This window comes from uncultured Pelagibacterium sp. (assembly GCF_963972885.1).
GTDB classification, from domain to species: domain Bacteria; phylum Pseudomonadota; class Alphaproteobacteria; order Rhizobiales; family Devosiaceae; genus Pelagibacterium; species Pelagibacterium nitratireducens.
This window is the reverse complement of the sequence record NZ_CAXAXY010000039.1, coordinates 1-24371: the sequence shown is the minus strand read 5'-3', so window position 1 is coordinate 24371 and position 24371 is coordinate 1. Positions and strand designations below refer to the sequence as shown.

At 60.5% G+C, this 24371-nt stretch carries 29 protein-coding genes; 11 read left to right on the top strand and 18 right to left on the bottom strand.

Annotated features, from left to right (window positions below; translation table 11 throughout):
• A partial coding sequence (locus AACZ55_RS08510) for an aminopeptidase P family N-terminal domain-containing protein (RefSeq protein WP_339645197.1) occupies window positions 1-371 on the bottom strand: 371 nt, incomplete at its 3' end.
• Between the two features lie 139 nt (window positions 372-510).
• Between AACZ55_RS08510 and AACZ55_RS08505 the strand changes: the two genes are divergently transcribed.
• Window positions 511-654: a hypothetical protein gene (locus tag AACZ55_RS08505; RefSeq protein ID WP_338609943.1), complete on the top strand. Its 144-nt coding sequence runs from the start codon at window positions 511-513 to the stop codon at window positions 652-654.
• A gap of 79 nt (window positions 655-733) precedes the next feature.
• On the opposite strand, the gene AACZ55_RS08500 is transcribed toward AACZ55_RS08505, so the two are convergent.
• A complete protein-coding gene (locus AACZ55_RS08500) occupies window positions 734-1603 on the bottom strand; it encodes a 50S ribosomal protein L11 methyltransferase (protein WP_339645194.1) in 870 nt (289 codons plus the stop codon).
• Window positions 1604-1830: 227 nt separating this feature from the next.
• On the opposite strand from AACZ55_RS08500, the gene AACZ55_RS08495 reads away from it, so the two are divergent.
• Window positions 1831-2124 (top strand): putative quinol monooxygenase, encoded by a 294-nt coding sequence (locus tag AACZ55_RS08495; protein WP_338609946.1) that lies wholly within the window; start codon window positions 1831-1833, stop codon window positions 2122-2124.
• A 230-nt stretch (window positions 2125-2354) separates the two neighbouring features.
• Window positions 2355-3203, top strand: a complete 849-nt coding sequence (locus AACZ55_RS08490) for an AraC family transcriptional regulator (RefSeq protein WP_339645191.1) — start codon at window positions 2355-2357, stop codon at window positions 3201-3203.
• A gap of 311 nt (window positions 3204-3514) precedes the next feature.
• Here the strand turns inward: AACZ55_RS08490 and AACZ55_RS08485 are convergent, their stop codons facing one another.
• The 6 genes from AACZ55_RS08485 to AACZ55_RS08460 form a co-directional block, all read right to left on the bottom strand.
• A complete protein-coding gene (locus AACZ55_RS08485; protein WP_339645188.1) occupies window positions 3515-4111 on the bottom strand; it encodes a hypothetical protein in 597 nt (198 codons plus the stop codon).
• Window positions 4108-4845, bottom strand: a complete 738-nt coding sequence (locus AACZ55_RS08480) for a HupE/UreJ family protein (protein WP_339645185.1) — start codon at window positions 4843-4845, stop codon at window positions 4108-4110. The genes AACZ55_RS08485 and AACZ55_RS08480 overlap by 4 nt, the downstream gene beginning before the upstream one ends.
• 159 nt (window positions 4846-5004) lie before the next feature.
• A complete protein-coding gene (locus tag AACZ55_RS08475) occupies window positions 5005-6324 on the bottom strand; it encodes an MFS transporter (RefSeq protein WP_339645183.1) in 1320 nt (439 codons plus the stop codon).
• 9 nt (window positions 6325-6333) lie between these two features.
• Entirely contained in the window at window positions 6334-6615 is a 282-nt protein-coding gene (locus AACZ55_RS08470; RefSeq protein ID WP_339645180.1) for a metal-sensing transcriptional repressor, read from the bottom strand.
• Between the two features lie 305 nt (window positions 6616-6920).
• Window positions 6921-7400 (bottom strand): SRPBCC family protein, encoded by a 480-nt coding sequence (locus AACZ55_RS08465; protein ID WP_339645177.1) that lies wholly within the window; start codon window positions 7398-7400, stop codon window positions 6921-6923.
• Complete coding sequence (locus AACZ55_RS08460) at window positions 7384-7734, bottom strand: metalloregulator ArsR/SmtB family transcription factor (RefSeq protein ID WP_339645174.1); 351 nt, start codon at window positions 7732-7734, stop codon at window positions 7384-7386. Before AACZ55_RS08460 ends, AACZ55_RS08465 begins: the two co-directional genes overlap by 17 nt.
• Window positions 7735-7844: 110 nt before the next feature.
• On the opposite strand from AACZ55_RS08460, the gene AACZ55_RS08455 reads away from it, so the two are divergent.
• The 3 genes from AACZ55_RS08455 to AACZ55_RS08445 all read left to right on the top strand — a co-directional run bounded on the left by AACZ55_RS08455 (window position 7845) and on the right by AACZ55_RS08445 (window position 9889).
• Window positions 7845-8486 carry a dihydrofolate reductase family protein gene (locus AACZ55_RS08455; RefSeq protein WP_339645171.1) on the top strand — a complete coding sequence of 214 codons (642 nt, stop codon included), beginning with the start codon at window positions 7845-7847 and terminating at the stop codon, window positions 8484-8486.
• 319 nt (window positions 8487-8805) lie between these two features.
• Window positions 8806-9354: a GNAT family N-acetyltransferase gene (locus AACZ55_RS08450; RefSeq protein WP_339645168.1), complete on the top strand. Its 549-nt coding sequence runs from the start codon at window positions 8806-8808 to the stop codon at window positions 9352-9354.
• Window positions 9355-9472: 118 nt separating this feature from the next.
• Window positions 9473-9889: a hypothetical protein gene (locus AACZ55_RS08445; RefSeq protein ID WP_339645165.1), complete on the top strand. Its 417-nt coding sequence runs from the start codon at window positions 9473-9475 to the stop codon at window positions 9887-9889.
• On the opposite strand, the gene AACZ55_RS08440 is transcribed toward AACZ55_RS08445, so the two are convergent.
• Window positions 9864-10709, bottom strand: coding sequence for an AraC family transcriptional regulator (locus AACZ55_RS08440; protein WP_339645162.1), 846 nt, complete (start codon window positions 10707-10709; stop codon window positions 9864-9866). The two genes, AACZ55_RS08445 and AACZ55_RS08440, sit on opposite strands and share 26 nt — an antisense overlap.
• 38 nt (window positions 10710-10747) lie before the next feature.
• Here AACZ55_RS08440 and AACZ55_RS08435 point away from each other — a divergent pair, with 38 nt between their 5' ends.
• Window positions 10748-11164: a VOC family protein gene (locus AACZ55_RS08435; protein ID WP_339645159.1), complete on the top strand. Its 417-nt coding sequence runs from the start codon at window positions 10748-10750 to the stop codon at window positions 11162-11164.
• Here the strand turns inward: AACZ55_RS08435 and AACZ55_RS08430 are convergent.
• From AACZ55_RS08430 to AACZ55_RS08410, 5 genes are all read right to left on the bottom strand, one after another.
• On the bottom strand, window positions 11148-11654 hold the full coding sequence (locus AACZ55_RS08430) for an SDR family NAD(P)-dependent oxidoreductase (protein WP_339645156.1): 507 nt from the start codon (window positions 11652-11654) through the stop codon (window positions 11148-11150). The two genes, AACZ55_RS08435 and AACZ55_RS08430, sit on opposite strands and share 17 nt — an antisense overlap.
• A 160-nt stretch (window positions 11655-11814) precedes the next feature.
• Window positions 11815-12516, bottom strand: a complete 702-nt coding sequence (locus AACZ55_RS08425) for an HAD family hydrolase (RefSeq protein ID WP_339645153.1) — start codon at window positions 12514-12516, stop codon at window positions 11815-11817.
• Between the two features lie 54 nt (window positions 12517-12570).
• Window positions 12571-13503: a diguanylate cyclase gene (locus tag AACZ55_RS08420; RefSeq protein ID WP_339645151.1), complete on the bottom strand. Its 933-nt coding sequence runs from the start codon at window positions 13501-13503 to the stop codon at window positions 12571-12573.
• 161 nt (window positions 13504-13664) lie between these two features.
• The gene (locus AACZ55_RS08415; protein WP_338609973.1) at window positions 13665-13889 is read right to left on the bottom strand and encodes a DUF3072 domain-containing protein; all 225 of its coding nucleotides are present in this window, start codon (window positions 13887-13889) and stop codon (window positions 13665-13667) included.
• Window positions 13890-14004: 115 nt separating this feature from the next.
• A complete protein-coding gene (locus AACZ55_RS08410; RefSeq protein WP_338609974.1) occupies window positions 14005-14325 on the bottom strand; it encodes a heavy metal-binding domain-containing protein in 321 nt (106 codons plus the stop codon).
• A gap of 111 nt (window positions 14326-14436) precedes the next feature.
• Here AACZ55_RS08410 and AACZ55_RS08405 point away from each other — a divergent pair, with 111 nt between their 5' ends.
• Window positions 14437-15171, top strand: coding sequence for an outer membrane beta-barrel protein (locus tag AACZ55_RS08405; protein ID WP_339645147.1), 735 nt, complete (start codon window positions 14437-14439; stop codon window positions 15169-15171).
• Between the two features lie 3 nt (window positions 15172-15174).
• Here the strand turns inward: AACZ55_RS08405 and AACZ55_RS08400 are convergent, their stop codons facing one another.
• Window positions 15175-17568 (bottom strand): UvrD-helicase domain-containing protein, encoded by a 2394-nt coding sequence (locus AACZ55_RS08400; RefSeq protein ID WP_339645145.1) that lies wholly within the window; start codon window positions 17566-17568, stop codon window positions 15175-15177.
• A gap of 214 nt (window positions 17569-17782) precedes the next feature.
• Between AACZ55_RS08400 and AACZ55_RS08395 the strand changes: the two genes are divergently transcribed.
• Together AACZ55_RS08395 and AACZ55_RS08390 are read left to right on the top strand one after the other, a co-directional pair.
• Window positions 17783-19966, top strand: a complete 2184-nt coding sequence (locus AACZ55_RS08395) for an esterase-like activity of phytase family protein (RefSeq protein WP_339645142.1) — start codon at window positions 17783-17785, stop codon at window positions 19964-19966.
• Window positions 19967-20226: 260 nt separating this feature from the next.
• Window positions 20227-20676: a GNAT family N-acetyltransferase gene (locus AACZ55_RS08390; RefSeq protein ID WP_339645139.1), complete on the top strand. Its 450-nt coding sequence runs from the start codon at window positions 20227-20229 to the stop codon at window positions 20674-20676.
• A 219-nt stretch (window positions 20677-20895) separates the two neighbouring features.
• Here AACZ55_RS08390 and AACZ55_RS08385 read toward each other — a convergent pair whose 3' ends face one another.
• Both AACZ55_RS08385 and AACZ55_RS08380 read right to left on the bottom strand, forming a co-directional pair.
• Entirely contained in the window at window positions 20896-21471 is a 576-nt protein-coding gene (locus tag AACZ55_RS08385) for a DUF308 domain-containing protein (RefSeq protein ID WP_338609980.1), read from the bottom strand.
• A gap of 71 nt (window positions 21472-21542) precedes the next feature.
• Window positions 21543-22121: a TetR/AcrR family transcriptional regulator gene (locus tag AACZ55_RS08380; RefSeq protein ID WP_338609982.1), complete on the bottom strand. Its 579-nt coding sequence runs from the start codon at window positions 22119-22121 to the stop codon at window positions 21543-21545.
• 294 nt (window positions 22122-22415) lie between these two features.
• Between AACZ55_RS08380 and AACZ55_RS08375 the strand changes: the two genes are divergently transcribed.
• Complete coding sequence (locus tag AACZ55_RS08375) at window positions 22416-23300, top strand: aldo/keto reductase (protein ID WP_339645134.1); 885 nt, start codon at window positions 22416-22418, stop codon at window positions 23298-23300.
• Window positions 23301-23383: 83 nt separating this feature from the next.
• On the opposite strand, the gene AACZ55_RS08370 is transcribed toward AACZ55_RS08375, so the two are convergent.
• Window positions 23384-24371 (bottom strand): chloride channel protein (locus tag AACZ55_RS08370; protein WP_339645131.1); only part of this gene is annotated, 988 nt, incomplete at its 5' end.

Sequence of the window (24371 nt, the reverse complement as noted above, 5' to 3'; positions counted from 1 at the left end):
GATGGGAGGTTCTGGGCCATCCAGTCGCCGGGACTTGTCGATGTGGTGTCGTGAATAGAGACGAGCGCCGTGTCGGTCTGGGCAGGGGCCTGGAGCGTATAGCGGCTGTCCACGAACAGCGCGGCGAGATCGGTCGTCACCACGGCCATGCCCGCCGAGCCGGTGAAGCCGGTGAGGTAGGCAAGGCGCGCATCGCAATCGGGGACATATTCGCCCTGGTGGACGTCGGTGCGCGGGATCAGAAATCCGTCGATGTTCAGGCCTGCGAAGGTGGATCGGAGGGTAGCGAGGCGCGGGGCGACCTGGGCGGGGTCCGATGTTTCGTCGAAGGTCTGGAACCTGGCGTCTGGGATGGCGGCGTAGTCTTGCATGATGGACTTTCTCGTTAACCGTCCATGCGCTTCCGGCATGGCTGGGTTTCGCTTTGAGGTCTAACTAACAGAAGCGAATGGCTCTATCTATTGTCTCGAAGGCAAGGCTACCCCAATTTGCCAAGCAAGGAGAGATGACATGGTTGAAGACAAGAGCTTCTTCCGCAAGGCACTCGATGCCATGATCGACGCCCGCAGCCGTGAAGCGGCTCGTCAGGTCGATCGCTATACGCGGATTTACGGGTGTGACTTCGGCACGTCCAAGAAGGGCGCGGCCGAATAGAGTCGCCTGGGGCTGAACAGCCCCACATTGCCAGTGTGAACATGAGCCCCTACGGCCTACCGGCTGCCGGGGCTTTTTGTTATGCTTTTTCAAGGATCAAGGTTGTCCAGTCCTTGCGGACAATACGGTCCTTGAGCACCATGCCCTGACGGTTATAGGCGGCGATGATGCGCTGGGCCTGGGTGTTGAGCAGGCCCGAGAGAATGATGGCGGCGCCACGATCGGCGATGCGGCCGATATGGGGGGAAAGCTCCACCAGCGGGCCAGCCAGGATATTGGCGATGATGAGATCGTAGGGCGCGTTGCCCCGGATTGTCGTGTGGTCCACGCCGGCGGCATCGACGGGGACGATCATGTGCGAAACGCCGTTGGCACGGGCGTTTTCCTGGGTGATGCGGACGGCGAGGGGGTCGATGTCGGAGGCGATGACCGGGAGCTTGCGGCGTTTGGCGACGGCGATGGCCAGAATACCGGTGCCGGTGCCGACATCGATGGGGCGCATGGGTTTCTTGCGCTTGAGGACGCGTTCGATGGCTTCGAGGCAGCCGGTGGTGGTTTCGTGGTGGCCGGTACCGAAGGCCTGGGCGGCGTCGATGCGGATGGGGATGAGACCGCGCGGCAGGGCCCCGGTTTCGTGGCTGCCATAGACATAGAAACCGCCCGCTGTAACGGGTCTCAGCCCCTCGAGCGAGTGCGACACCCAGTCGGCATTTTCATCAATTGGATCAATGGCAAAGCCGACGTCTCCGCCCAGAATTTCCTTGGCCAGAGCCTCGAACGCGGCGAGGTCGGGCGGGCTGTCGCAGGTGGCCTGAAACACCCATTCGCCTGTATCTTCATTCTCATGGGCCGAGGCGGTGAGAGCCAGATCGTCGCGGTCCATCACGGCGTCGACAAGGGCGTAGGCCTGGTCCTTTGTGAGGGGGGTGGAGATCTGATCCTGGGGCATTGGGGTCACTTTCTCTGGACTGGCGCGGGTTGTGAAACGGGCACACCGATAAGTCAACATTGGCGGTAAAAGCTATGGACTTGAGTGAAATTTCGTTCCATTTTTGTTCTAAATTGGCAAATATTTGCAACCGGTGAAATTTGCCATTGATGACCGGGTGCGCGAGTGTTGTGGAGCCGGTAAAGGTGGCGGCAGCGAGCTCGCCGAGGCCGGGGTCTGGAGGAAAGATGTATGGATTGATCGGACGGATGATCGCGACGGAGGGACGGCGCGAGGAGTTGATGGCCATTCTCAAGGCAAGCGCCGGCGGGCGCATGCCGGGGTGCCATAGCTATATCGTCGCGCGGTGCAAGGAGCATCCGGACGGGATCTGGGTGACCGAGGTGTGGGACAGTCCCGAGAGCCACACCGCATCGCTGGAACTGACGGCGGTGCAGGATGCCATCGCCCAGGCGCGTCCGTTGATCGCGGGGTTCGACAACCGGTTCGAGACAGAGCCGGTGGGCGGTATCGGGCTTTAGACTGGTCGGAGTGCGGGCTGGAACGGTCGCCGTGCCATCGCGCCGGTTGCCGCAGCACGAACCGGGAGGCCCTGTTTCTGGCGGCGCCCATGGATCCCGGCTTTCGCCGGGAAAGCGAAGGGGAGGCGGGCGCTACAGGTATTTCGACCGCCCGGGCGAAAAGCGCACGCCCGGTCAAGTCGGGAGGTGAGGGTTGGCGCAATGTTGGGGCGGTAAAGGCATCAAGGGAAATGGCCGTGCGCTTTGTGGGCAGGGTGATCTGGTATATCGAGAGCAATTTCCGCAAAGGGGTTGGGCTCGATGATATCGCTGCAGCCTGTGGCGTGTCGCGGTTTCATATGTGCCGGGGCTTTGCGGCGGCGACGGGGTATCCGGTCATGGAGTATCTGCGGGGCCGGCGGCTGACCGAGGCAGCGCGGCAGCTTGCGGCGGGCGCGCCCAGCATACTCGATGTGGCGCTCGAAGCGGGATACGGGTCCCACCAAGCCTTTACCCGCGCCTTTCGCGACCGGTTCGGGGTGACGCCCGAGACGGTGCGGGAAGGAGGCGCGGTGGATCAAACCCTGCTTGTGGAGCCCATCAGAATGGACAGAGCGAACGAAACGACAATCGAGATGGCAGAACCGCGGCGCGAAAAATGCGGGCCGCTGACCATCGTCGGGCTGAGCCGACGGTACAAATATCGCGAGGTGGGCGGCATCCCCGCCCAATGGGTGCAATTCCAGCCCTTCGAGGGCACGCTGGGCGAGCAAAAAGGGCTCTGGTACGGGGTGTGTGACGGGTTCGACGAAGCCGAGGGGAGCTTTCGCTACACCTGCGGCGTTGCGGTCGAGCAACCCGGTGAAGTGCCCGCCGAACTGGAGGTCATCAAACTCGCGGAGCGATCCTACCTCGCCTTTGCGCACAAGGGGCACATTTCGGAATTGCGGCATACGATGAATGCCATCTGGAGCCAGTATATGCCCGCAAGCTCCGACACCCCCGATGGCGATTCGCCCCTGTTCGAGCTTTACGACGAAAAGTTCGACCCCAGGACCGGGCATGGCGGTCTGGAAATCTGGATTCCAATCAAGGGGTAAGGCGCAAGTTCTGAACCGATACTACCGATTGGGACATCGAAGCCAGGATGATGGTGGGGGAATGCGGTGGCAGTCCTCCACCGTCGCGCTTGGCGCCGGGCCCGGAACCGGTCACGACGAACAATCAATGGGAGGGCTGAGGGTTCTTGATACGTAGCTGACGGGAGGCATGGTGACCTTTGGGCTGCACCCCAGTGCTGTTGTCGGTTCTGAAAAGTTGCTGTTCAGCTTTCGACGCCATTTTGGACATTCGAAGATCGACTGCAAATTCCTTAAAGTTGCCGTCGTGCAGCGGGGAAGCCGCCGTTCGCTCACCGCTCCAATTCAATGATCCCCGGTTCGAGCTCAAAATATCCCGAAAGGGTGATTTGAACATGGGCAGGGTCATCGAAGGCGGAATTGGCGAAATACCATCCATGAATGCCGTCGATTGGAGCCACCAGGGTTCCGTTGGCTGATGTGCCTTCTCCAGCGATGTAATCCATCACTTCGATGGGATCGCCCGTGCGATCGTCGACCGTGTGGCCGTGGAACTCGAAGATGAGGGGGCGGTCGCTGGTCCAGCTATAGAGCAGAAGGTCACCCTCATTCATCGAAACCTTATATTCGAGTTGCCCGTAGTCGACGGAAAACGGGTTCACCTCGATTTCGATGGTTTCGGTGCGGAAGGTCTGCTCGCGCAATGTTGCGATTTCCGGCGGGGCCGTAAAGCGCGTCTCGACGGCGATCTCTTGGGGAGCAGATATGCGGGTGAGGCCCAAGGCGGCACCCAAGCCGGTGGGGTCAATTCCGTATTCGGCGGGCAGCACGAAGACGCCCGCTATGATGGCGGCTACGGCTGCCGTGCCTGCTGTGGGCAACACGAAACCGCTGGCGCGGGAGCGGTTGCGGGGATCAGGGTCTGTCATGCGGTCATCTCCAGATAGAACCCGAAGGCCTGATAGAAGAACAGGACAAACCCCAGCATCGTAAGGACGATGTTGGCGGCGCGGGCGTGACGCTCAAAGGATTCGGTCCCTCGCCAGGCATTCATGAGGATAAGGATAGCCGCCAGGGCAACCACCTGTCCGACTTCGACGCCCACATTAAATGCGAGCATATTGGGAACGAGGCCATCGGGCGACAATGCGATGTCCTGTAGTTTGGTCGATAGACCGAAACCGTGGACCAGTCCGAAGCCGAATACAGCTATCTTCTGATTGGGAACAAAGCCCAGCGTCGTTTCGAAGAAGCCCAAATTATCGAGGGCCTTATAAACGACGGACAGACCAATAATGGCATCGACTAAGTAAGAGCTGATCGTGATCCCGCTCAGCACCCCGAACAGGAGCGTGATCGAATGGCCAAGGCTGAACAGGCTGACGAAGATCACCACGTCCCGGAAGCGGGACAGGAAGAACACGACGCCGATCAGAAACAGCAGGTGATCGTAACCGGTTACCATGTGTTTGGCACCGAGATAGAAATATGCTCCCAGATGCATGCCTTGGGCGCCGGCCAGGAATTCAGCGTCTCCGCCCGAGACGCCGTGGGCAAGCGCCGCTGGGACGGTCGAAAGCGAAATCAGCAGGACAAACAACAGGGCGAAGGCCAGACGCAAAATCCGGTGAGCCATGAGGCTTCCTCCGGTCAAAAAGCTCATATCAACTCCGATTAGAACACCGTTGCAGCAGATCATTAGGGCGAGCGAGACCCGCGTCCTGCACATTCACAGCAAAGACCTGCACGATTGCCCTGGCGTTCTGTAGGGGGAGCATCAGGTGTTATGGCTCACGTCCTATAGATGAGGTGAACACCTCTGCTAGCCTACCGGCCATGCGGCATGTTCGGCGTCGATGACATAGGCATGGGCGTGGCGGTAGCCTCTTCTGGTGCGTTCGGCTCCGACGATATGCGGATGATGAGGATCAAGGTCCATATGGCTGTGGGCAACGATTTCCGCATCGTTTCTGGGCCATAGGCTCCATGCGAGGGCCGCGCCCACGATCGCGATGGTGCCCATCGCGAGAAATGCCAACGGCAGCCCGGCGGCCGCGCCGAGCCAGCCGACCAGTGGATAGGTCAGAAGCCAGCACGCATGCGAGAGTGCGAACTGCGCGGCAAACACTGCCGGCCGATCCTCAGGGTGTGCCGACTTGCGCAAAAGCCGCCCTGAAGGCGTATGGGAAGCCGAATAGGCAGCGCCAACGAAAACCCAGAGCACGAGAAGCGCTACGAAGCCCTGTACCAATGAGCCCGCGATCATCAACCCCGCTGCCGCTGCCGCAGCCCAGAGCATGATCGGGCGATCGGGCATACGGTCGAGGAGCGTGGGGAGGGCGAGAGCAGCCAACATCGATCCGCCACCGAACGCCGCCAAGGCCAGCGCCGTCTCCGAATTTCCTAGGCCAAAGCGGCCCTGGACGAGGACGACGGTATTGACGATCACCATTGCCCCGGCCGCTGCGGCCGCAAGATTGATGGCGAGCAGCCCGCGAAGGCGCGGCGTTTTCAGATAGATGCGGATACCGCGTGTCGTTCGATCGTAGAAGCCGCGCGGCGCTGTTGGCCTGGGACTGGGCAACCGAACCGAATGCACCAGCAGGGCCGAAGCAAAGAAGCCGACAACGGTTCCGGCAAACAGGCCATTGAACGAAATGACCATCAACAATGCCGCCGCCAGCAGCGGGCTGGCAACGCTCTCAAGGTCATAGGCAAGCCGCGAGAGCGACAGCGCGCGGGTATATTCACGTTCGTCGGGCAGAATGTGGGGGATCGTCGCCTGAAAGGTCGGGGTAAAGCCAGCCGAAGCCGATTGCAGGACAAAGATCAGCACATAGACCTGCCAGATCTCGGTCACGAATGGCAGAAGGACCGCCACAAGGCCGCGCATGACGTCGAGGGTCACCAACATCGCGCGGCGCGGCACGCGTTCCGCGAATGCCGAGGCGATTGGCGCCACGCCGACATAGGCGATCATCTTGATCGCAAGCGCTGTGCCCAAAACGACGCCCGCGTTGTCGCCCGCCAGCTCGAATGCGAGCAGGCCCAGGGCAACAGTAGCAAGCCCAGTGCCGATCAGGGCGATGATCTGAGCCGAAAACAGATGACGATAGGAGCGATTGGCCAGAATGGCGAACATGGTCGAGGCTCAGAGATATTTGGCGACGGTGCGGAACTGGTCGATCTCCGACCGTCTGGCGGGGTTGAGCCCGCCTGTTGCATCGGCGAGGCAATGATCGAGATGGTCGTAGATCAGCGTCTTCTTTGCTTGGGCAATCGCCTTTTCGACAGCATGAAGCTGCTGTGCAATGTCTAGGCACGATCGTTCGGATTCGATCATCTCGATGACGGAACGGAGATGGCCATCGGCGCGCTTGAGGCGTTTGACGATGGCGGGGTGAGATTTGTGCTTATCATCGATCGGTTGCATGGCTCACCATAACCCCCCCAGGGGATATCGCAAGTGCCACGAACGGGAGCGTGCCCGGAAGGCCGTGCTGCTTGAAGCGAACGGATGTTAGGATGGATATAAGTCCACTTTTGCGGTTATCGACCAACAAGCCGTCGTTCCGCAACCCACCCCGTTGCCGCCCTTTACGGTCGCGCATAAATCTTGATCTGTGCACCGGCAGAAACCGATGCAAACTCAGACATTTGCAGTTACGGTCCGAGAAACTGAAAGCTGGCGTTCGTGAGAAGATGGTGCGATCGGCAGGGCGTCCAGATGAGCAGCACTCAACCATCCAGCCAAGTCGAGAGGCTGTCCAGAGTTTGCAGCCCGTATTCCACCGCGCCGAAACCCAAGACCACCTGACGACGTTCGCGGCTCGGGTGAAGTTGGCGCATCGTCAAAACGGTTTTCCCGTCGGTCTGCTCATCGAAGGTGACAGTCATATAGAAGCGCTCCGGATCGTTCGGCTCGGGGGTGCCGTAGTCCACCACGATCAGCTCGTTCGGCACGATCTTTAAGAAGCGCATAAGGTTGGGAAGGCGCTGCGTTTTCCCTTCAAACACGCCCACCATGTCGAAGCGCCATTCCCCGCCCTCGCGGATATCGGCCTTCTGGCTCTCGATGGTGAGGCCAACCGGGCCATACCACTGGGCCAGCGCTTCGGGGTCCATCCACGCGGCAAAGACCTTGTGGCGCGGGTGCTTGAGCACCTTTACAAGCACGATTTCACGGTCAAGCGACCAGCTCTCAAACAGCTTTTCCATCGTCGTTCCCTTCCGCGTTGTCCAAATAGGCTTCCAGCCGGTTGAGCCGCTCGGCCCAGCGCAGGCGCTCCGCTTCCATCCAATTTGCCGCCTCCTCGAAGCGCGCCCGCTCCAGGCGGCACCAGCGGCTGCGCCCGCGTTTCTCGCTGGCAATCAATCCGCAATCTTCGAGCACCTTGAGATGCTGAGCGAAGGAGGGCAGCGCCATGTCGAAGGGCTTCGCGAGCACACTGACAGGCATCTCGCCCTCGGCCAGGCGCGATATCACCGCCCGGCGCGTCGGATCGCTCAGGGCATGGAAGGCAAGATCGAGCGGGGTCGAGTGAAAGGGCATACCGCTGCGTAAATCGCCCCGCCGCGTCGGTCAAGGTAAAAAAGGTACTTGCCTTAGTGTTTCGATGCGATTAGGAAGGTAACTACCTTAGTATTATAGGAGCACGTCCGATGGCAGTCCGTGTCGATCTCATGATCTCACTCGATGGTTTCGCAACGACCACAGACCAAACCCCAGACAATCCGTTCGGCCAAGACTGGTCGCGCCTGACAGATGCCTATGCCGCAACGCGGACTTTCCGGGAACGCGTGCTGCACGACACCAGCGGCAAAGGCACCACCGGTATCGACGATGACTATGCGAAAGACTACTTCGACAACATCGGCGCCGAAGTCATGGGAGCGGGCAAGTTCGGGCTGCATAACTTTCCCGATGATCCGAACTGGAAGGGGTGGTGGGGTGACAAGCCACCGTTCCACTGCCCGGTCTTCGTTTTGACGCACACGCCGCGACCTTCAATCGAAATGGCTGGCGGCACCATTTTCCACTTCCTCGCCGCGAGCCCGGATGATGCGCTGCAACGGGCCACGAAGGCGGCAAACGGCAAGGACGTGCGGATAGGTGGCGGACCAACCATGGTTCGCGACTATCTCAAGGCCGGACTTGTGGACCGGCTGCACGTTGCGATCGTACCAATCGTGTTGGGACGAGGCATACGCCTCTGGGACGATCTGCGTGGCTTGGAAGCTGGCTATACCGTGAAGTCGGAAACGGCCGAGAGCGGGACCATCCACCTCACATTTCAGCGCTAGATGCCAGTAGGTTCCGCAACCGAAAGCCGTCAGACAGGAAGCCACCCCATTCAAGTCACCCCGTCGGGGATCCCCGTTACCAATGGGACGGCGCATTGGAGGCCGAGTGCTGACGGACTCGTTTCGGCGAGGAATTGGGGACAGCCGACATTCGGTATCCGACCCCGCTGCGGTCGTTGGCAGGTGAGCCAGTTTGGCCTAAAGGCTGGCAGACATTTTTACACCTCGATCCGTCAAACCCACGGCCTAAAAGCGGTCTTATTTCAAGTGCACGGCCACGTCAGTTGCACGCTGTATGACTTCACTCTGGACGAACACGATGTCTATTCCGGCCAATATTGGCGACGTCACCCTTGATCTGGCGCAGGATGCTGATCTCGCCCGGTTCCGTACGGATCTGCAGGAGGCTTTCGCGCCGGCTGTGGTTGAAACATTTGGCTCGGTCGATAACGGGCCCATCCCCTCTGACGCGGACGTTGCCGCGTCATTCAACGCGCCTAATGCCGTGGTGCACCGCATCCTGGAGAACGGGCGTTGGGTTGGCGGTGTGGTCCTGACGATAGACCCTAAGACGCAGAAGAACGCGCTCGACTTTTTCTATGTTCGTCGAGATGAAATCGGTCGCGGTATTGGCCGCAAGGCTTGGGGTGCGATCGAGGCGGCTTACCCCGACACGACGGTATGGACCACGCACACCCCCTATTTCGAGAAGCGGAATATCCACTTCTACGTCAACGTCTGCGGTTTCCATATCACTCAATACCATCACAGCGGCCATCCTGATCCGGACTATCCGCACGAAGGCGATCATCCTGGAGACGAGGGAATGTTCCAGTTTGAGAAGCGATTTACGGATGGATGGCGCTGATCCGATCATGGGTTGCCAGGCTTGGCCGGAGCTGGATGCCGCCACTCACTGCGGATTTTTGTAAGACTCGAGCTGATGAGGTTTGCCAGGGTCCGCGTGGCTGGAAGGAGGAAACGCAATGGCCGAGTTTGAAGTCGACATGTCCAAGGTGCTGGAGTTCGCAAATCCCGGAAGCTTTTATTCGTGGCTGGAAACGCACCACGACATCGAAGACAATGTGTGGGTCAAGATACATAAGGTGAAGTCCCGATTGCCCACCGTCACGCCGGAGCAGGCTATCGAAATGGCGCTCTGCTGGGGTTGGATCGACGGGTTGCGCAAGGGGTTTGACGATCGCAGTTTCCTCCAGCGCTATTCACGCCGCAGGCCGAGCAGCAATTGGAGCGAAATCAACGCCCGCACCGTACGGCGCCTGGTCGTCTCTGGCTACATGCGCCCTGCCGGACTTGCAGCGGTGCGTCGCGGTATGGAAAGGGGAAAGTGGCCGGCGAACGTCCCTGCAATTTCGCTCAACCTGCTTGAGGCGGCCGCGTAACCGCAGCCCTGTATTGCAGCGGCGTTTGCCCCAGAACCTTGCGGAAGTCGGTGATAAAATGTTGCTGGCTTGAATAGCCCAGGTCGTAGGCCATGCCGGCCCAGTCAGGCACGTCCCTGCCGCGAATGCGTTCGGCGGCCGCCAATAACCTGTGACGCTGCAAGAACCATTTAAGTCCTATGCCAACATAGGTGCGGAACAGTTGCTGTAGCCAGCGTTCGCTATAGCAAAAGCGGCCGGCAACAGCGGACACGGTGGACAGGTCCTCGTCTGCTTCGATCGCCGCGATGATCGCATTGACCAGAGCGATATTCTCGTCCGGCGCCGGCTTTTTGAGCAAGAGCTGTTCTTCAAGGCGATCCATGACGTCGTCGTCGTCATTTGCAAGCAATTGCTCGATGGCTGCCCGGTCCATGCCATCGAGGAGTTCGGATAGGGGCAGCTGTTGTTCCTGCAGGTTTGTCAGTTCGCCCGACCAGAATGACCTGAAAGCACCAGGTAGAAATCTGGCACCTATTATGCGACCGCTTCCCTGGGCCTTGTAAACGCGCTTGCCTCGAAACGTTCCCTGGACGCCTGACCAATCGAGGGAGAGAAAAACGTCGACATAGGGCCGATGCATGACCTCGGCCGAATGATAGACTTGTTCGGAAACGTCCCATCGAATGACCCAGAGATGATCCAGGAACGGGCGCAAGGGTTGGCAAGGCAGCCGCGTGCGGAAGCGCACATGGCGATCAAATCCCGTGGGGTCCAAGCGGCCACGTGGATCATAGGTCTCTGCGGGTTTTTGAAATACGCCGGGGTCCTTGGACGACATGGTCTCTCCATCGACAACGAACCATGTGGAGCAAACAAATGGCCAGTAAACATTTTCTACGGGGCATGGCCACCGTCAACTACTTTGCCGATGACCTGACTGCAGCGCGTGAATGGTACACTGAACTTTTCGGTGTCGAGGCCTATTTCCAGATGCCGAGCCGCCAACATCCCGCCTATATCGAGTTCCGTATTGGAGACGATGCCGATGAATTCGGTATCGTCGACAGCAAATATGCGCCTGATGGCACGAAAACAGGACCGGGAGGCGCCATACTGTACTGGCACGTCGATGATATCGAAGACGCCCTATCCCGCTTGAAGGCACTGGGCGCCACCGAACATGACCCGATCACAAAGCGGGGCGAATCCGGTTTTGTCACCGCATCGGTTCTAGACCCCTTTGGCAACATTTTAGGCATCATGTACAACCCGCACTTCATGGAGTTGCACTGAGCGCAGGTGCCCTCGGTGTTGCTCGCTGTCTTCTCAGCTCCGCTGCCAGTTGCACGGTCAGCATGTTCAGAGCGGCCCTGGATGCGTTGTAGCCAATCAGGCGCGCCTCGTAACAGGGCGAGGACGGATCGCCGTTGATCGAGAGCGAGCCAAGGGTTGTCGCACGGTTGACGATGCGACCGGCCCGGGACTTGCGCAACAGAGGGAGCATGGACTGCGTCACCGCAAGCGTGCCGACGACATTGGTTTCCATGACCCGGCGTGCAGCATCGACGCCCGCAAGGGATGGCGGGCCGTCCTGCGCATCGACGATGCCTGCATTGTTGACCAGAATATCGAGCCGACCTTGCCGATCATCAATCGCCTGCGCTGCTGACGCTATCGTCTTTTCGTCATTGAGATCGATTTCGACAACTTCAACATCGAGACCGTCCGATGCCAGCGCTTGAGCCGCCTGCTGCCCGCGTGCAGCGGCGCGTGCGCCCAGCAATACGGTTAATCAATCCTTGGCTCTAACCTCTTGTCTTGTCGCGTGTTGCGAACCGCAAAGCCGTTTCCATCCCCGATCGCGTCGCGGACATGGTTTTGCTGGACACGCTCGGTCGATCTCAAACGGGCAAACTTGAGCCAGCCGCGGTTTTTGAGTTGGCTTAGCCCTTGAGGCGTTCGATCAGGGGTGCGAGGTCGGCGAGGGTTTCGATCTTGGTGAAGCGGGGGAGGTTGGCCGGTTCTTCGGCCCGTTCGTAATCCCAGGTGAGGTCGTGGGGAACGTAAGTTCCCCAGCCACCCGCTTGGATGGCGGGGAGGACGTCGGAGCGCAGGGAGTTTCCCACCATCATGGCGTGTTCGGGGCCATCGCCGTGACGGGCGAAGGCGGTGGAATAGGTGGCGGGGGATTTGTCGGACACGATCTCGACGGCGTTGAAAAATTCGCCCAGGCCCGACTGGGCCAGCTTGCGCTCCTGATCGAACAGATCGCCCTTTGTGATCAGCACCAGGGTGTGGCTGGCCGTGAGGGCTTCGAGGGTGTCGTGGACATGGGGGAGGGTGTTGACCGGATGGCTGAGCATTTCGCGGCCGGCGGCCACGATGCGGCCGATGATGTCGCCGGGCACCTTGCCGTCGGTGATCTCGATGGCGGTTTCGATCATCGAGAGAGTAAAGCCCTTTATGCCGAAACCATAATGGGCAAGGTTGCGCTTTTCGGCGTCGAGCAGGCGGGCGGCGAGGTGTTCGGGCTCGGCATAATCGGCCAGCAGTTCGGCGAAATGGGCTTCGGTGAGCCGAAAGAAGTGCTCATTTTCCCAAAGCGTGTCGTCGGCATCAAAGCCGATTGTGGTGAGGGTGCTCATGGGTGCTATCTGCCACGATCCGCGCGGGAACGATAGGGGTTGAGGTCTGGCGCCTCAGGCGCAGGCGATGCCGGTGGCGGCAGCCTTCTTGGCCTCGTAGAGTTCCCTGTCGGCCGCTGTGAACAATTGGAGCGGGTCCAGTTCGATGGCTCTCGACGCAAAGGCTATGCCGACCGATGCCCCGATGGGCAGTCGGTCGCCGTTCCAGGGCACGGGAGAAAGAAGGCTCCGGGTGAGCCAGCGCACGTCGCGCTCGGTCTTGCTCCGTGAACCGACCGGCGGGAGCAGGACCGCAAATTCGTCGCCGCCGATGCGCGACACCAGCCGGGCCTGCGGGAATGCCCTTTTCAGGCGCTCGCCGAACGCGACGAGGCAGGCATCGCCCGCGGCGTGGCCCCAGCGGTCGTTGATCTGCTTGAAGCCGTCGAGATCGAAAAGGATGAGCGCGCCAACCCGCCCGAGCGCCGGTTCGTCATTGGGCCGTTCGAGGAAGCGCTGGAAGCGCATGCGGTTTGCGACGCCGGTGAGCGGATCGCATTCCGCCTGGGCGCGCAGGATTTCCCAGCGGGCGTGGTCCTCGGTTATGTCGAGCTTCATGCCGTAAAGGGTCTCGGCCCGGCCGTTGACGCTGCGAACGGCGGCGTTGATCCGTATCCAGCGCTCGGTGCCGTCGGGGCGCTTGATGTTTGCATCGAGGGTAAAGCTCGAGCAGGTGGCGATGGCGTGCGAGCGCTTGCGGCCAAGCAATCCGCGCGAGGCTTCTGTGTACATTTCCACCGTGATCTGACGCTCGGGAGGGCGTTCGCCTGAGAGGCCGAACATATCGAAGACCCCGCCGGTCCAGCTCAGCCGGTCATCTGCGAGGTTGCACGAGAAGGCGCCCATGGGAACGATCGATGCGGCCTGATCGTAAAGGCCCAGCGCATCGGTCTGGTGATTGCCTGTGACGGCCGGAGCGGAGGTCGCTTGCAGGAGTATATTTTTCATCGATGCCGTTCTCGGCCGCTCCCCAAATTTTCCCCACCTTGGCATCGGCGAGTAAATGTTGCGTTTAACGATGCGCCCGACGATCCCGTTTCACCAAGAGACGCAAAAAAAGCCCGCCCCGGGCAGGGGCAGGCTCACTTGATGGCAGATCTGGGGGAGGATCAGCCGTCGAGCTTGCGCTTGAGGAGCTTGATGCGGTTGGTCGCTTCGAGGCTGGTGAGGTCATCGTCATAGGCGTCGGGCTCCTCGGCGCGCTGGGCGAGGCAGAGCAGTTCGGCGGCCTGAGAGGCGGTCATGGGGCCCTCACCGGAATCGTAATCTTCGTGATCGTTGATGCGGTAGGCATCGGGGTTTGCTGTGGCGATGCCGGGGTGAAGGTCTGACATTGGGGACTCCGCTGGGCTGAAGTGTATGCAGACAAAACACTTTGCTGGGCCCGGCGGTTCCGCGTGTTGATCGATGTCAAAGAGAAATCTTGTTGCTGCCGCAATTGGGCCGGCTTCAGCCCAGTTTGACGGCGGTGCCCGAGATCGAGACCATGAGCATGCCACCGCGTTCGCCGACCACTTCGTAATCGAGATCGACGCCGATCACGGCGTCTGCGCCGAGGGCGCGCGCTTCTTGTTCAAGCTCGGCCATCGCCTCGGTGCGGGCGCTGCGCATGGCGTTTTCATACGAGCCGGCGCGGCCACCAACGATGTCGCGGATGCCGGCGAACAGATCGCGGAAGATGTTGGCGCCAATGATGACTTCGCCGACGACGAGGCCGAGATACTCACGGACGGGGCGGCCTTCTATGGTGTTGGTGGTCGTGATGATCATGGCGGTGGGTCCTGTCTTTGGCGCGAGGCGATGGCGCGGAACGGTGCGAGCTCTGTTTATGGGTATATTAACCATAAACCCGGAAGAATTGTTGCACGATACGAGCTAAAGATGCCCATGCGACACCACTTTTCCTGCCGGGACTTCATCAAGCTGGCTGTGGCCGTGTTGGCCGCTGCAACAGCCAGCCCGGCCCGTGGCGAAAGCCTTTTTTCCGGGTTCGACGTCTCCGGCGGCCTGGCATGGGGTGGTTCGGACACCACGGACGGAGGCGCTGCCGTCGCGGGCGGAGGCACGGTGCATGACGTTGCCTTTGGAAGCGGGATCGGTCTGGGCGGGCATCTGGGTTATCGTCTCACTTCCGATTTCGCGGTGACCCTGAGCTATCACTACCTGCAGGCTGACGTGTTCTGGAGAGCCGATTATGCGCTCGCAGGCGTGGGGGACAGCAATTTTGCGGGTCGCTCGGCTTCCCATGTGCTGATGGGGAGCGGAATTTTCACGCACGCCCTGTCCGATGCCACGGCGCTGGAGCTGCGTGGCGGTCTGGGTCTTGCGCTCAACAGCCTGTCGAACGTGGAAGAGACCCATGCGCCCGACGGCCAGTTTCTGGCCGTGATCTCTGAGGAGAGACAGGTCAGCCCGGCAGCGGAAATCGCGGTGGGGCTATCGCACGCAATCTCTCCAACCATGTTTCTTGCGCTCGAGACGTCAGCGACATATGTCGGCGATTTTTCAACCGGGGATACGCGGACCGGCAATCTTGGGGTTACCGATATCGGGCGCTACAGCATCAACGATGTCTGGCATGGCAAGGTGGGCGCCGCTCTCCGGGTCGACTTTTGATCGTCACCCCCGCTTCACGAAACTATCGAGCACCTTCTTCGGTCCGGCCTTTTCAAAATCGATCGAGAGCTTGTTGCCTTCGGCGGCGGTCACCGTGCCGTAGCCGAATTTGAGGTGGAAGACGCGTTCGCCGACGCCGTAGGCGGCCGAGGGGCCTGAGGAGCGGGCGACGAGGTCGCCGTCTATGGTGACCGGGCCGGGGCCTTTGCGGGCCGATTGCTGGCGCTGGGCGCGTTGCCAGCCGGGGGTTTCATAGACGCTTTCGAAGGGGTCGCGGTTATCGAACCGGGTCGTGGCGCGGCCGCCATAGGTGTAGCCGCCGTAGGAGGACCCGGTGTCTGTGACTTCGACGACCTGGGCGGGGAGTTCGTCGAGGAAGCGCGAGGGGATGGCGGATTGCCAGAGGCCGTGGATGCGGCGGTTCTGGGCAAGGGAAATGCGGCAGCGCTTTCGGGCGCGGGTGATGCCGACATAGGCCAGGCGCCGTTCTTCCTCGAGGCCGGCGAGGCCGGATTCATCGAGGGCGCGCTGGTGGGGGAACAGGCCTTCTTCCCAGCCGGGGAGGAAGACAGTGTTGAATTCGAGGCCCTTGGCCGAGTGCAGGGTCATGATCGAAACCGCATCGCCGCCTTCGCCGGAATCGCGGTCCATGACCAGCGCGATGTGTTCGAGGAAACCGCCGAGGTTTTCGAACTCTTCCATGGAGCGGATGAGTTCTTTCAAGTTTTCCAGCCGTCCGGGGGCATCGGCGGATTTGTCGTTCTGCCACATGGCGGTGTAGCCGGACTCGTCAAGAATCTGCTCAGCCAACTCGTAGTGGGGGACCGGAGGAAGAATTAGTTGGCGCTCCACAATTTCACCGTCATTATTTTCGGAGGTTTCGATTGCGGTGCGTTCAAATTGTTTTGCGGACCAATTGTCAAACTGATGGATGAGATTGCTTAGCGATTTACGTGGTCCAGATTTTAGTTCTTCGGTTTCCAATAGCTCTCGAATGGCGGCAATCTTCGGTTTGCCAATGGCGCGCGCGGTTTGATTTATGAGTTGGGTCGCAGCGTCACCAAGGCCCCGTTTGGGCACATTGACGATCCGATCAAAGGCGAGGTCGTCGTTCGGATTGGCGACTATGCGCAGATAGGCCAGCGCGTCGCGGATTTCCTTGCGCTCGTAAAAGCGCGGGCCGCCGATTACGCGATAGTTCAGGCCCAAGGTGATGAAGCGTTCTTCGAATTCGCGCATCTGGAAGGAGGCGCGCACGAGGATGGCCATGTCGTCGAGCGGGTCGCCCTGGCGCTGGAACTGTTCGATCTCCTCGCCGATCTGGCGGGCCTCTTCTTCTGAGTCCCAGACTGAAGTTACCGAGAGTTTTTCACCTTCTTCGCCAACATCGGTCTGGAGTGTCTTGCCCAGCCGGGATTCGTTGTTGGCGATCAGGTGGGAGGCGGCGGAGAGGATGTTGGAGGTCGAGCGGTAATTGCGCTCGAGCTTGATCATCCTGGCGCCGGGAAAGTCCTTTTCGAAACGCAGGATGTTGTCGACCTCGGCGCCGCGCCAGCCATAGATCGACTGGTCGTCATCGCCGACCACACAAATGTTGGAGCTGTTGATGCCATCGCGGGACTGGGCGAGGAGGCGCAGCCACATATATTGGGCGGTGTTGGAATCCTGGTATTCGTCGACCAGCATGTAGCGGAAGCGGTCGTGATATTGGGCGAGGATTTCGGGGTTTTCCTTGAACAGGCGAATGCCTTCGAGCAGGAGATCGCCGAAATCGGCGGCGTTCAATGTTTTCAGCCGGGCCTGATAGTCCTTGTAGATCTTCTGGCCCTTGCCATTGGCAAAGAACCCGGCATCGGCCGGGGAGATGTCCTTGGGCAGCAGGCCGCGATTTTTCCAGCCATCCATCATGGACGCGAACTGGCGGGCCGGCCAGCGTTTCTCGTCGATGTTTTCGGCGGCGAGCAATTGCTTGATCAGACGGATCTGGTCGTCGGTGTCCAGAATCGTGAAATCGGGGCGCAGGCCCACCAGTTCGGCGTGGCGACGGATCAGCCGCGCGCCGATGGAGTGGAAGGTGCCAAGCCATGGCATGCCCTCGACCGAGGCTCCGACCAGCTTGCCGATGCGCTCCTTCATCTCGCGGGCGGCCTTGTTGGTGAAGGTGACGGCGAGGATCTGGTTGCCACGGGCTTTTCGCGTGGCAAGGATATGGGCGATGCGGGTGGTCAGGACGCGGGTCTTGCCGGTGCCGGCGCCGGCGAGGACCAACAGGGGGCCCTCGGTTGTTTGTACCGCCTCGCGTTGTTCGGCGTTGAGCCCGGCAAGATAAGCGGGCTCACGCGCGGCGAACTGGGAGGTGATGGGGCCTTGCGGGCGATGGGGCGGGGCGGCTGACATATAGGTTGCGTTTTTTCCCTGCTCGCGCCGCCGAACCCAAAAACGGGGTACGCTTTTGCCGGCGGCGCTCGAATCTCATTTTGTTCTAGTGGTCAATATATAGGTCCGATGACGGCAAAAGTATATGCACAGGCCAGTTCGGCGTTGTCACAGAAGTGTTGTCGAGGCGGCCTAAGACGCCCGGCGTGATCATTTCACGCACAAGGGGATTGCAATGACCAAATCGACTTTGCTCGCGGCGCTTGCTGCCGGGCTGCTCGCCAGCGCGGCCATGCCAGCGCAGGCGCAATATTTCAACCGCATCGCCAGCTTTCCGGTCGCAGACAATGCGCCAGAGGCCGAAGCGACATCCTCGGAAATCATATCGGCCTCCGAAGACGGCATGACGCTTGTCTATTCCGACAGCCCCGGTGGCGGCATCGGGTTCGTCGACATCACCGACCCGGCCGCTCCGGCCGCTGCCGGCTACGTCACAGTGGACGGTGAGCCGACTTCGGTCGTGGTGATCGGCGACTACGCCTTTGCCGGCGTCAACACTTCGGAGAGCTTCGTGGCGCCTTCGGGCCACGTCGCCGTCATCGACATGGCCAGCAAGGAAATCGTTGCGACCTGCGAGGTTTCGGGCCAGCCCGACTCCGTTGCCAAATCGCCCGACGGCACGCTTTTGGCCGTGGCGATCGAGAACGAGCGCGACGAAGACCTCAATGACGGGGAAATCCCGCAGCTTCCCGCCGGGAACGTGACGCTGTTTTCGACCAGCGACCAAGGGCTCGATTGTGACTCGATGATCGAAGTCGACGTGACCGGCCTGGCCGACATCGCGCCGAGCGATCCCGAGCCCGAGTTCACCGATTTCAACGAGAACAACGAACTGGTCGTCTCCATGCAGGAGAACAACCACTTCGTTATCATCGATGGCAATTCGGGCGAAATCATCAACGATTTTTCGGCCGGTTCGACCGATCTGGCGGGCATCGACACCGAAGACGACGGCGTGCTCTCGTTCACCGAGAGCCAGGATGCGCGCCTGCGCGAGCCGGACGCCGTCAAATGGATCGACGCCGACCATTTCGTTGCCTCGAACGAGGGCGACTACAATGGCGGGTCGCGCGGTTTTACCATCTATAACAAGGACGGTTCGGTCGCCTATGAATCGGGCGCGGCGATGGAAATGATCACCGCGAGCCTGGGGCACTATCCCGAGGGGCGCTCGGACAACAAGGGCATCGAACCCGAAGGCATGGAAGTGGCGAGCTTCGGCGATGACACGCTGATCTTTGTGATGCAGGAACGCTCCTCGCTGATCGCCATCTACCGCGCCACCGATGGTGAACCTGAATATATCCAGTCCATTCCCTCGGGCATGGGACCGGAAAGCGCCGTGGCGATCCCCGAGCGCAACATCATTGCGACGGCCAATGAAGAAGATCTGCGTGAAGACGGGCTTGCCGGTTCGCACGTCATGATCTTCGAGCGCCAGGACGTCGAAGCGCCCGACTATCCGCAGATCGTGTCGGCCATGAACGACGATGGCACCCCGATCGGCTGGGTGGCGCTTTCGGGCTTTGTCGCCGATGCGGATGAAGCGGGTAAGCTCTATGCGGTCAACGACAGCTATCTCTCGATGATGCCGACCATCTATACGATCGATGCGACGCAGACGCCGGCCATGATCACCGAGGCAACGCTGGTCACCCGTGACGGAGAAGCGGCCGAAGCGCTCGATCTCGAAGGCATCACGCTCGATGGCGAAGGCGGGTTCTGGCTGGCCTCGGAAGGCCGGACGGATCGCGACATCGCGCACATGCTCTATCACGTGGATGGAGAAGGTGCGATCGTTGAGGAAGTGTCGTTCCCGGACTCGCTGCTGGCCAACGAAATCCGCTTCGGTTCGGAAGGCGTGAACTCGGTGGGTACGGGTGACGACATGGTGCTCTGGATCGCCATTCAGCGCGAATGGGGCGATGACGAAGCGGGCATGACCAAGCTGGTTTCCTATACCCCTTCCACGGGCGAATGGGGTGCCGTGCACTATCCGCTCGAAACGCCGGCTGAAGGCGCCTGGGTGGGTCTTTCGGAAATCACCATCCATGGTGATTACGCCTATATCGTCGAGCGCGACAACCAGATCGCCGAAAAGGCCGAACTCAAGAAGCTCTACCGCGTGCCGGTTTCCGAACTGGTCGGTGCTCAGATCGGCGGCGAGTTGCCGGTGGTCACCAAGGAAGAAGTCCGCGACTTCATCCCCGATCTTGAAGCCCTCAATGGCTACGTTCTCGACAAGGTCGAAGGCTTTGCCATCGATGCCGACGGCATCGGCTGGGTCGTGACCGACAATGACGGCGTGGACGACAGCTCGGGCGAGACCAATTTCTGGTCGATCGGCGCTGTCGAATAAGCCTGCTGGTTAAGAGAGATTGTGAAGGGGCCGGACCTTTGGGTTCGGCCTCTTTTTTTGCGGGGTGGGTTGCGGGCGGATCAGCGAGTTGCGAGCCCGTTGTTAACATTGACCGGTTATCCTCGGCGTCTTAAAAGCCGACCAACTGCAGAAGGAGATTTATGCGCAGAGGCTCGTGATCGTAGCCGCAAACAGCGGTATCGCCTGGCACCAACGAATGGTCGCCGGACCTCTTTGCATATGCTTTCTTCGGAGTTCTCATGAAGAATCAGGACGTTGTAATCCGGCCTTTCGAGGCGGCGGACACCCATAAGCTTTCCCACATCTGGCTCGAAGCCTCACTTGTTGTTCATCCTTTTATCGGCGAGAGCCGGTTGATGGATCAACGGGCACTTATTGAAGAGCGATATCTGCCAGGCGCTGAAACATGGGTTGCGACTTTGAGCGATCAACCCGCCGGCTTCATCAGCCTGCTGGAAACGTTTATCGGAGGATTGTTTGTTTCTCCGGAACGGCAAGGGATGGGAATTGGACGCCATCTCGTCGCGCACGCGCTGAGCTTGAAGGGCGAGCTTTCCCTTGAAGTCTACACTCGTAACCTGCAGGCGATGGACTTCTATAGTGCGCTAGGCTTTCAGGAACTTTCTCGACGCCCGACTGACGATGAAGGCTACCCATTCGAAAATGCACGCTTACGGCTGATCGGCTAACGTTTGTCGGGCGGTGAAGTCACCGTCCGGCAGACCTGATCTCCCCATAGCCCGCCAACAACAGGCAGTCTGAAAGCCGCCCCCAATGCAGTCTCGGGATGTGACGCTTGGCTGTCCTCTTTCCCGAGGGGCTGAAATTGCGATGGTTCGGGATTTGAATTTGTGGAGGCTGCCCGGCTGGGTGTGACCGGCCGGGCAGCCTTGGACTTTCGCCGTCGGTCAGGCCGGTCTGGGCGTCTTGTGCGCGATGAACAGGGAAATCGCTGAAACGAGAAAGTAGATTGCGCCGAAGCCTGCATAGCCGGCAAGTGTCGGGGCGAGAGCGGGGACGGCCTGTTGCGCCTGAAAGAGAAAAAATGCGCCGGCGAGGGCCGATTGTCCGCCGCTGAGGACCATTGCCCATTGAGCCCCTGAAGACTTCCAGCGCCCTATTGCGGTTGCGAGTTGAAGCAGACCGGACAGAATGGCCCAGGCGCCGAACACCGCGAGAACGGCACTCGGGCTTATTTGCAGTGCTGCCAGTACGGCCACGGCCGTGATGGCGCTGACGAAGAGATTGAGCGCCTGGGTGCGGTTGGCGTTCAGGCCGCCGTTGCGGGCCGCGTCGCGGTAATTGGCTGCTGCATCCCAAAGGGGATAGAGCACCAGCAAGGCGGCCCCGAGCACGGGTACCTGCTGGCCGATGGTCAGGATGGATGCCACCCAGAGCACGGAAAAACCAGCCCGGACGAGGTAATATCGTTTGAGCCAGCGGTTGTGGGAGGCGTGAGGTTCAGTTCCGATTTGTGCGGTCATTTTTCTATCTACTAGTTGGTAGGATGGAAGGGGCGTTTGGGTTAGAGCCAGGGCGTGGTGCTGTCGGTTGGCTATTTGAGGAAACGGGCCAGCAAGGCGGTGGTAATGGTCGTGAACAGTTTCGGGTCGCTGTTCACCCGGGCCGAGAGCATCCCGCCATGCACAGTCGCCAAAAATGCTTCAGCCTCCGCTTCAGGGGAGCTCGAAAGCTCAAAGGCACCGGTTTGAGCGCCGCGCCGCAAGGCCGAGGCCAGCCAGCTCGACAGCGTTTCAAAGTGCAGGCGCACTTCGGCCGCGATCTGCGGCGGCAGGACCGGCAATTCGCTGGCCAGCAGAGCGCAGATGCAAATCGGCGCGGTGCCGTCCGACAGGCATTTCTGCCAGTAGCCAAGGTAGAACGAGAGCTGCTCGCGCGGGTCGGCGGCAGACCGTTCGAGCGCGGCGAAGCCGGCGCGCGCATCTTCGCGGTAGCGCGAGACAAGCGCCCGGACCAGATCGGCCTTGCTCGGGAAATGGTGATGAATGCTCGCCTTGCGAATGCCGACCACTTCGGCAATGTCGGCATAGCTAAAGCCATTGTATCCACCCGCCATGATCAGGGTCTGGGCGCAATCAAGAATGTCGGTCGCGGTTGAGGAAAGCTTGGTCATGGCAGCGATCTACCTATCAGTAGGTAGTTTGTCAAGGGGCGTATTGGGGGCGCGCGACCGTGTCGCGACAGGCCGGCGCGAGATCACAGGGGGCGTGGTATCACAGGGGCACCTGGTATCATTGCCTGTATTTTGTGTGACAGGGCCGGTCGACCCGATGATGCCGGCACTGTCTGGTCGATGCGGCCAGATTTTCTGTCGGCAATGGGCAAACAGGTCGGCGCGCATCTAACAATCACAGCACCGGGGCACCATGTCGGACCATGACTATGTTTCCGAGCAGGAGAATGAAAAATGGCGGTACCCGATTTTACCTTGAACAATGGTGTCACGATGCCCGCGCTGGGATTTGGCGTGTTCCAGACGCCACCCGATGAGACCAAGACAGCGGTCGCTGAAGCGCTGCGCGTCGGTTACCGCCATATCGACACCGCCGCGGCGTATGGAAACGAACGCGGCGTGGGAGAGGCGATCAGGGCTTCGGGGATCGAGCGGTCGCAGATTTTCATCGAGACCAAGATCTGGATCAACGATTACGGCTATGAGGAGACGCTGCACGGCTTTGAAAAGAGTGCCGGCAAGCTGGGCGTCGAGCAGATCGACATGCTCATCCTTCATCAGCCGTTCCCGCGCGGGTTCGACAGAACGCTGGGCGCTTACCGGGCGCTCGAAACCCTTCTGGCGGATGGCAAGGTGCGGGCCATCGGGGTGAGCAATTTCATGCCTCACCACCTCGAGCGGCTGCTGGCCGAGGTCGAGGTGACGCCGGCCCTCAACCAGATCGAGGTTCATCCCTATTTCCAGCAGCGCGAAGCGCAGGAACGAAATGCCGCGCTTGGCATCGTGACGCAGGCCTGGGCGCCGATCGGGGGGATCACCTTTTACCGTCCGGGCTTTTCCCAGAGCACGCTGGACGATCCGGCGATACTGGCCATAGCACAAGCGCACGGCAAATCGGCCGCGCAGGTCATGCTGCGCTGGGGCGTGCAGCAGGGGCGTTCGGTCATTCCGAAATCGGTGAAGCCGGCGCGCATCGCAGAAAATTTCGAGATTTTCGATTTCGAGCTTTCGGGTGACGAGTTGGCTGCAATCGATGCCCTGAACGCCAACCAGCGCGGTGGCCCGAACCCCGACGATATCACGCTTGAAACCTTCAATCGCGAAATTCCAGAGGCCTGAACTCAGGACGCGCCAAGCCCTTGTTTTGTCGCGTGTCCGAGCCGCAAAACCGTTTCCATCCCCGATCGCGTCGAGGACATGCTCTAGCTGTGCTCTTCACGCGAATGGGCGACCAGAGCCTTGTTGAAGCTGGCAAGCGCGTCGACGTGGTGGGCGTGGCCGATGATGGCGTTGGTCTTGGTTTCGATGACGGGCAGGTGGGAAACTTCGCTCGCGTCGAAGGCTTTGAGGGCGGATTCGAGGGTTTCGGTGGGCCGCAGCCAGGGCGCGCCAGAGGCGATGTCGAAACTGGTGTCTTCGCCTTCGGGCAGGGGGCGAAGGAAATCACGGACGCGGATGAACTGGGCGGCGTGCTTGTGGGGGCCTTCTTCGAGCATGATGCCGCGGGTATAGAGCTGCCAGTGGAAATAAGAGCGGCCCATGACCGCCTGGCACAGGCCCGTGGCAATGCCGACAGCGAGCAGCAGGGCGATGGAAAAGGCAAAACCGCCGGTCAATTCGAAAATCATCACGGCGGTGGAGATGGGGGCGCCGAGCACCGCGGCGGCGACGGCGCCCATGCCGATCAGGGCGTAAAGCCCGACCGAGGAGGCGATATCGGGAAAGACCGATGTGGCGATGATGCCGAAGGCGCCCCCGGTCATGGCGCCGAGATAAAGACAGGGTGAAAAGACGCCGCCGCCGGCGCGCGAGGAGAGGGTTATGGTGGTGGCGACGGTCTTGGCAACGATGAGGGCCAGCATGAGCCAGAGATCGAGCGAGCCGGCCAGCGCCATGTCGGTGGCCTCATAGCCCACGCCGAGCACATGGGGGAAGGCGAGCGCGATCAGCCCGACAAGCAGTCCGCCGATGGCGGGACGAACCCAGACGGGGGTGCCGCTGCGCTTGGAGAGCCAGTCGCCACCGATCAGCGCTGTCTGGAACAGGATGGCGACGGCGGCGCAAACCAGACCCAAAAGCGCAAAGGCGGGGATTTCGAGATAGGACGAAATGGTGATGGCGTCCGGATCGATGACGAAGGCGGGCGCCTCGCCGAACCAGAGGTGTGAGAAGATGGCGGCGACCACCGAG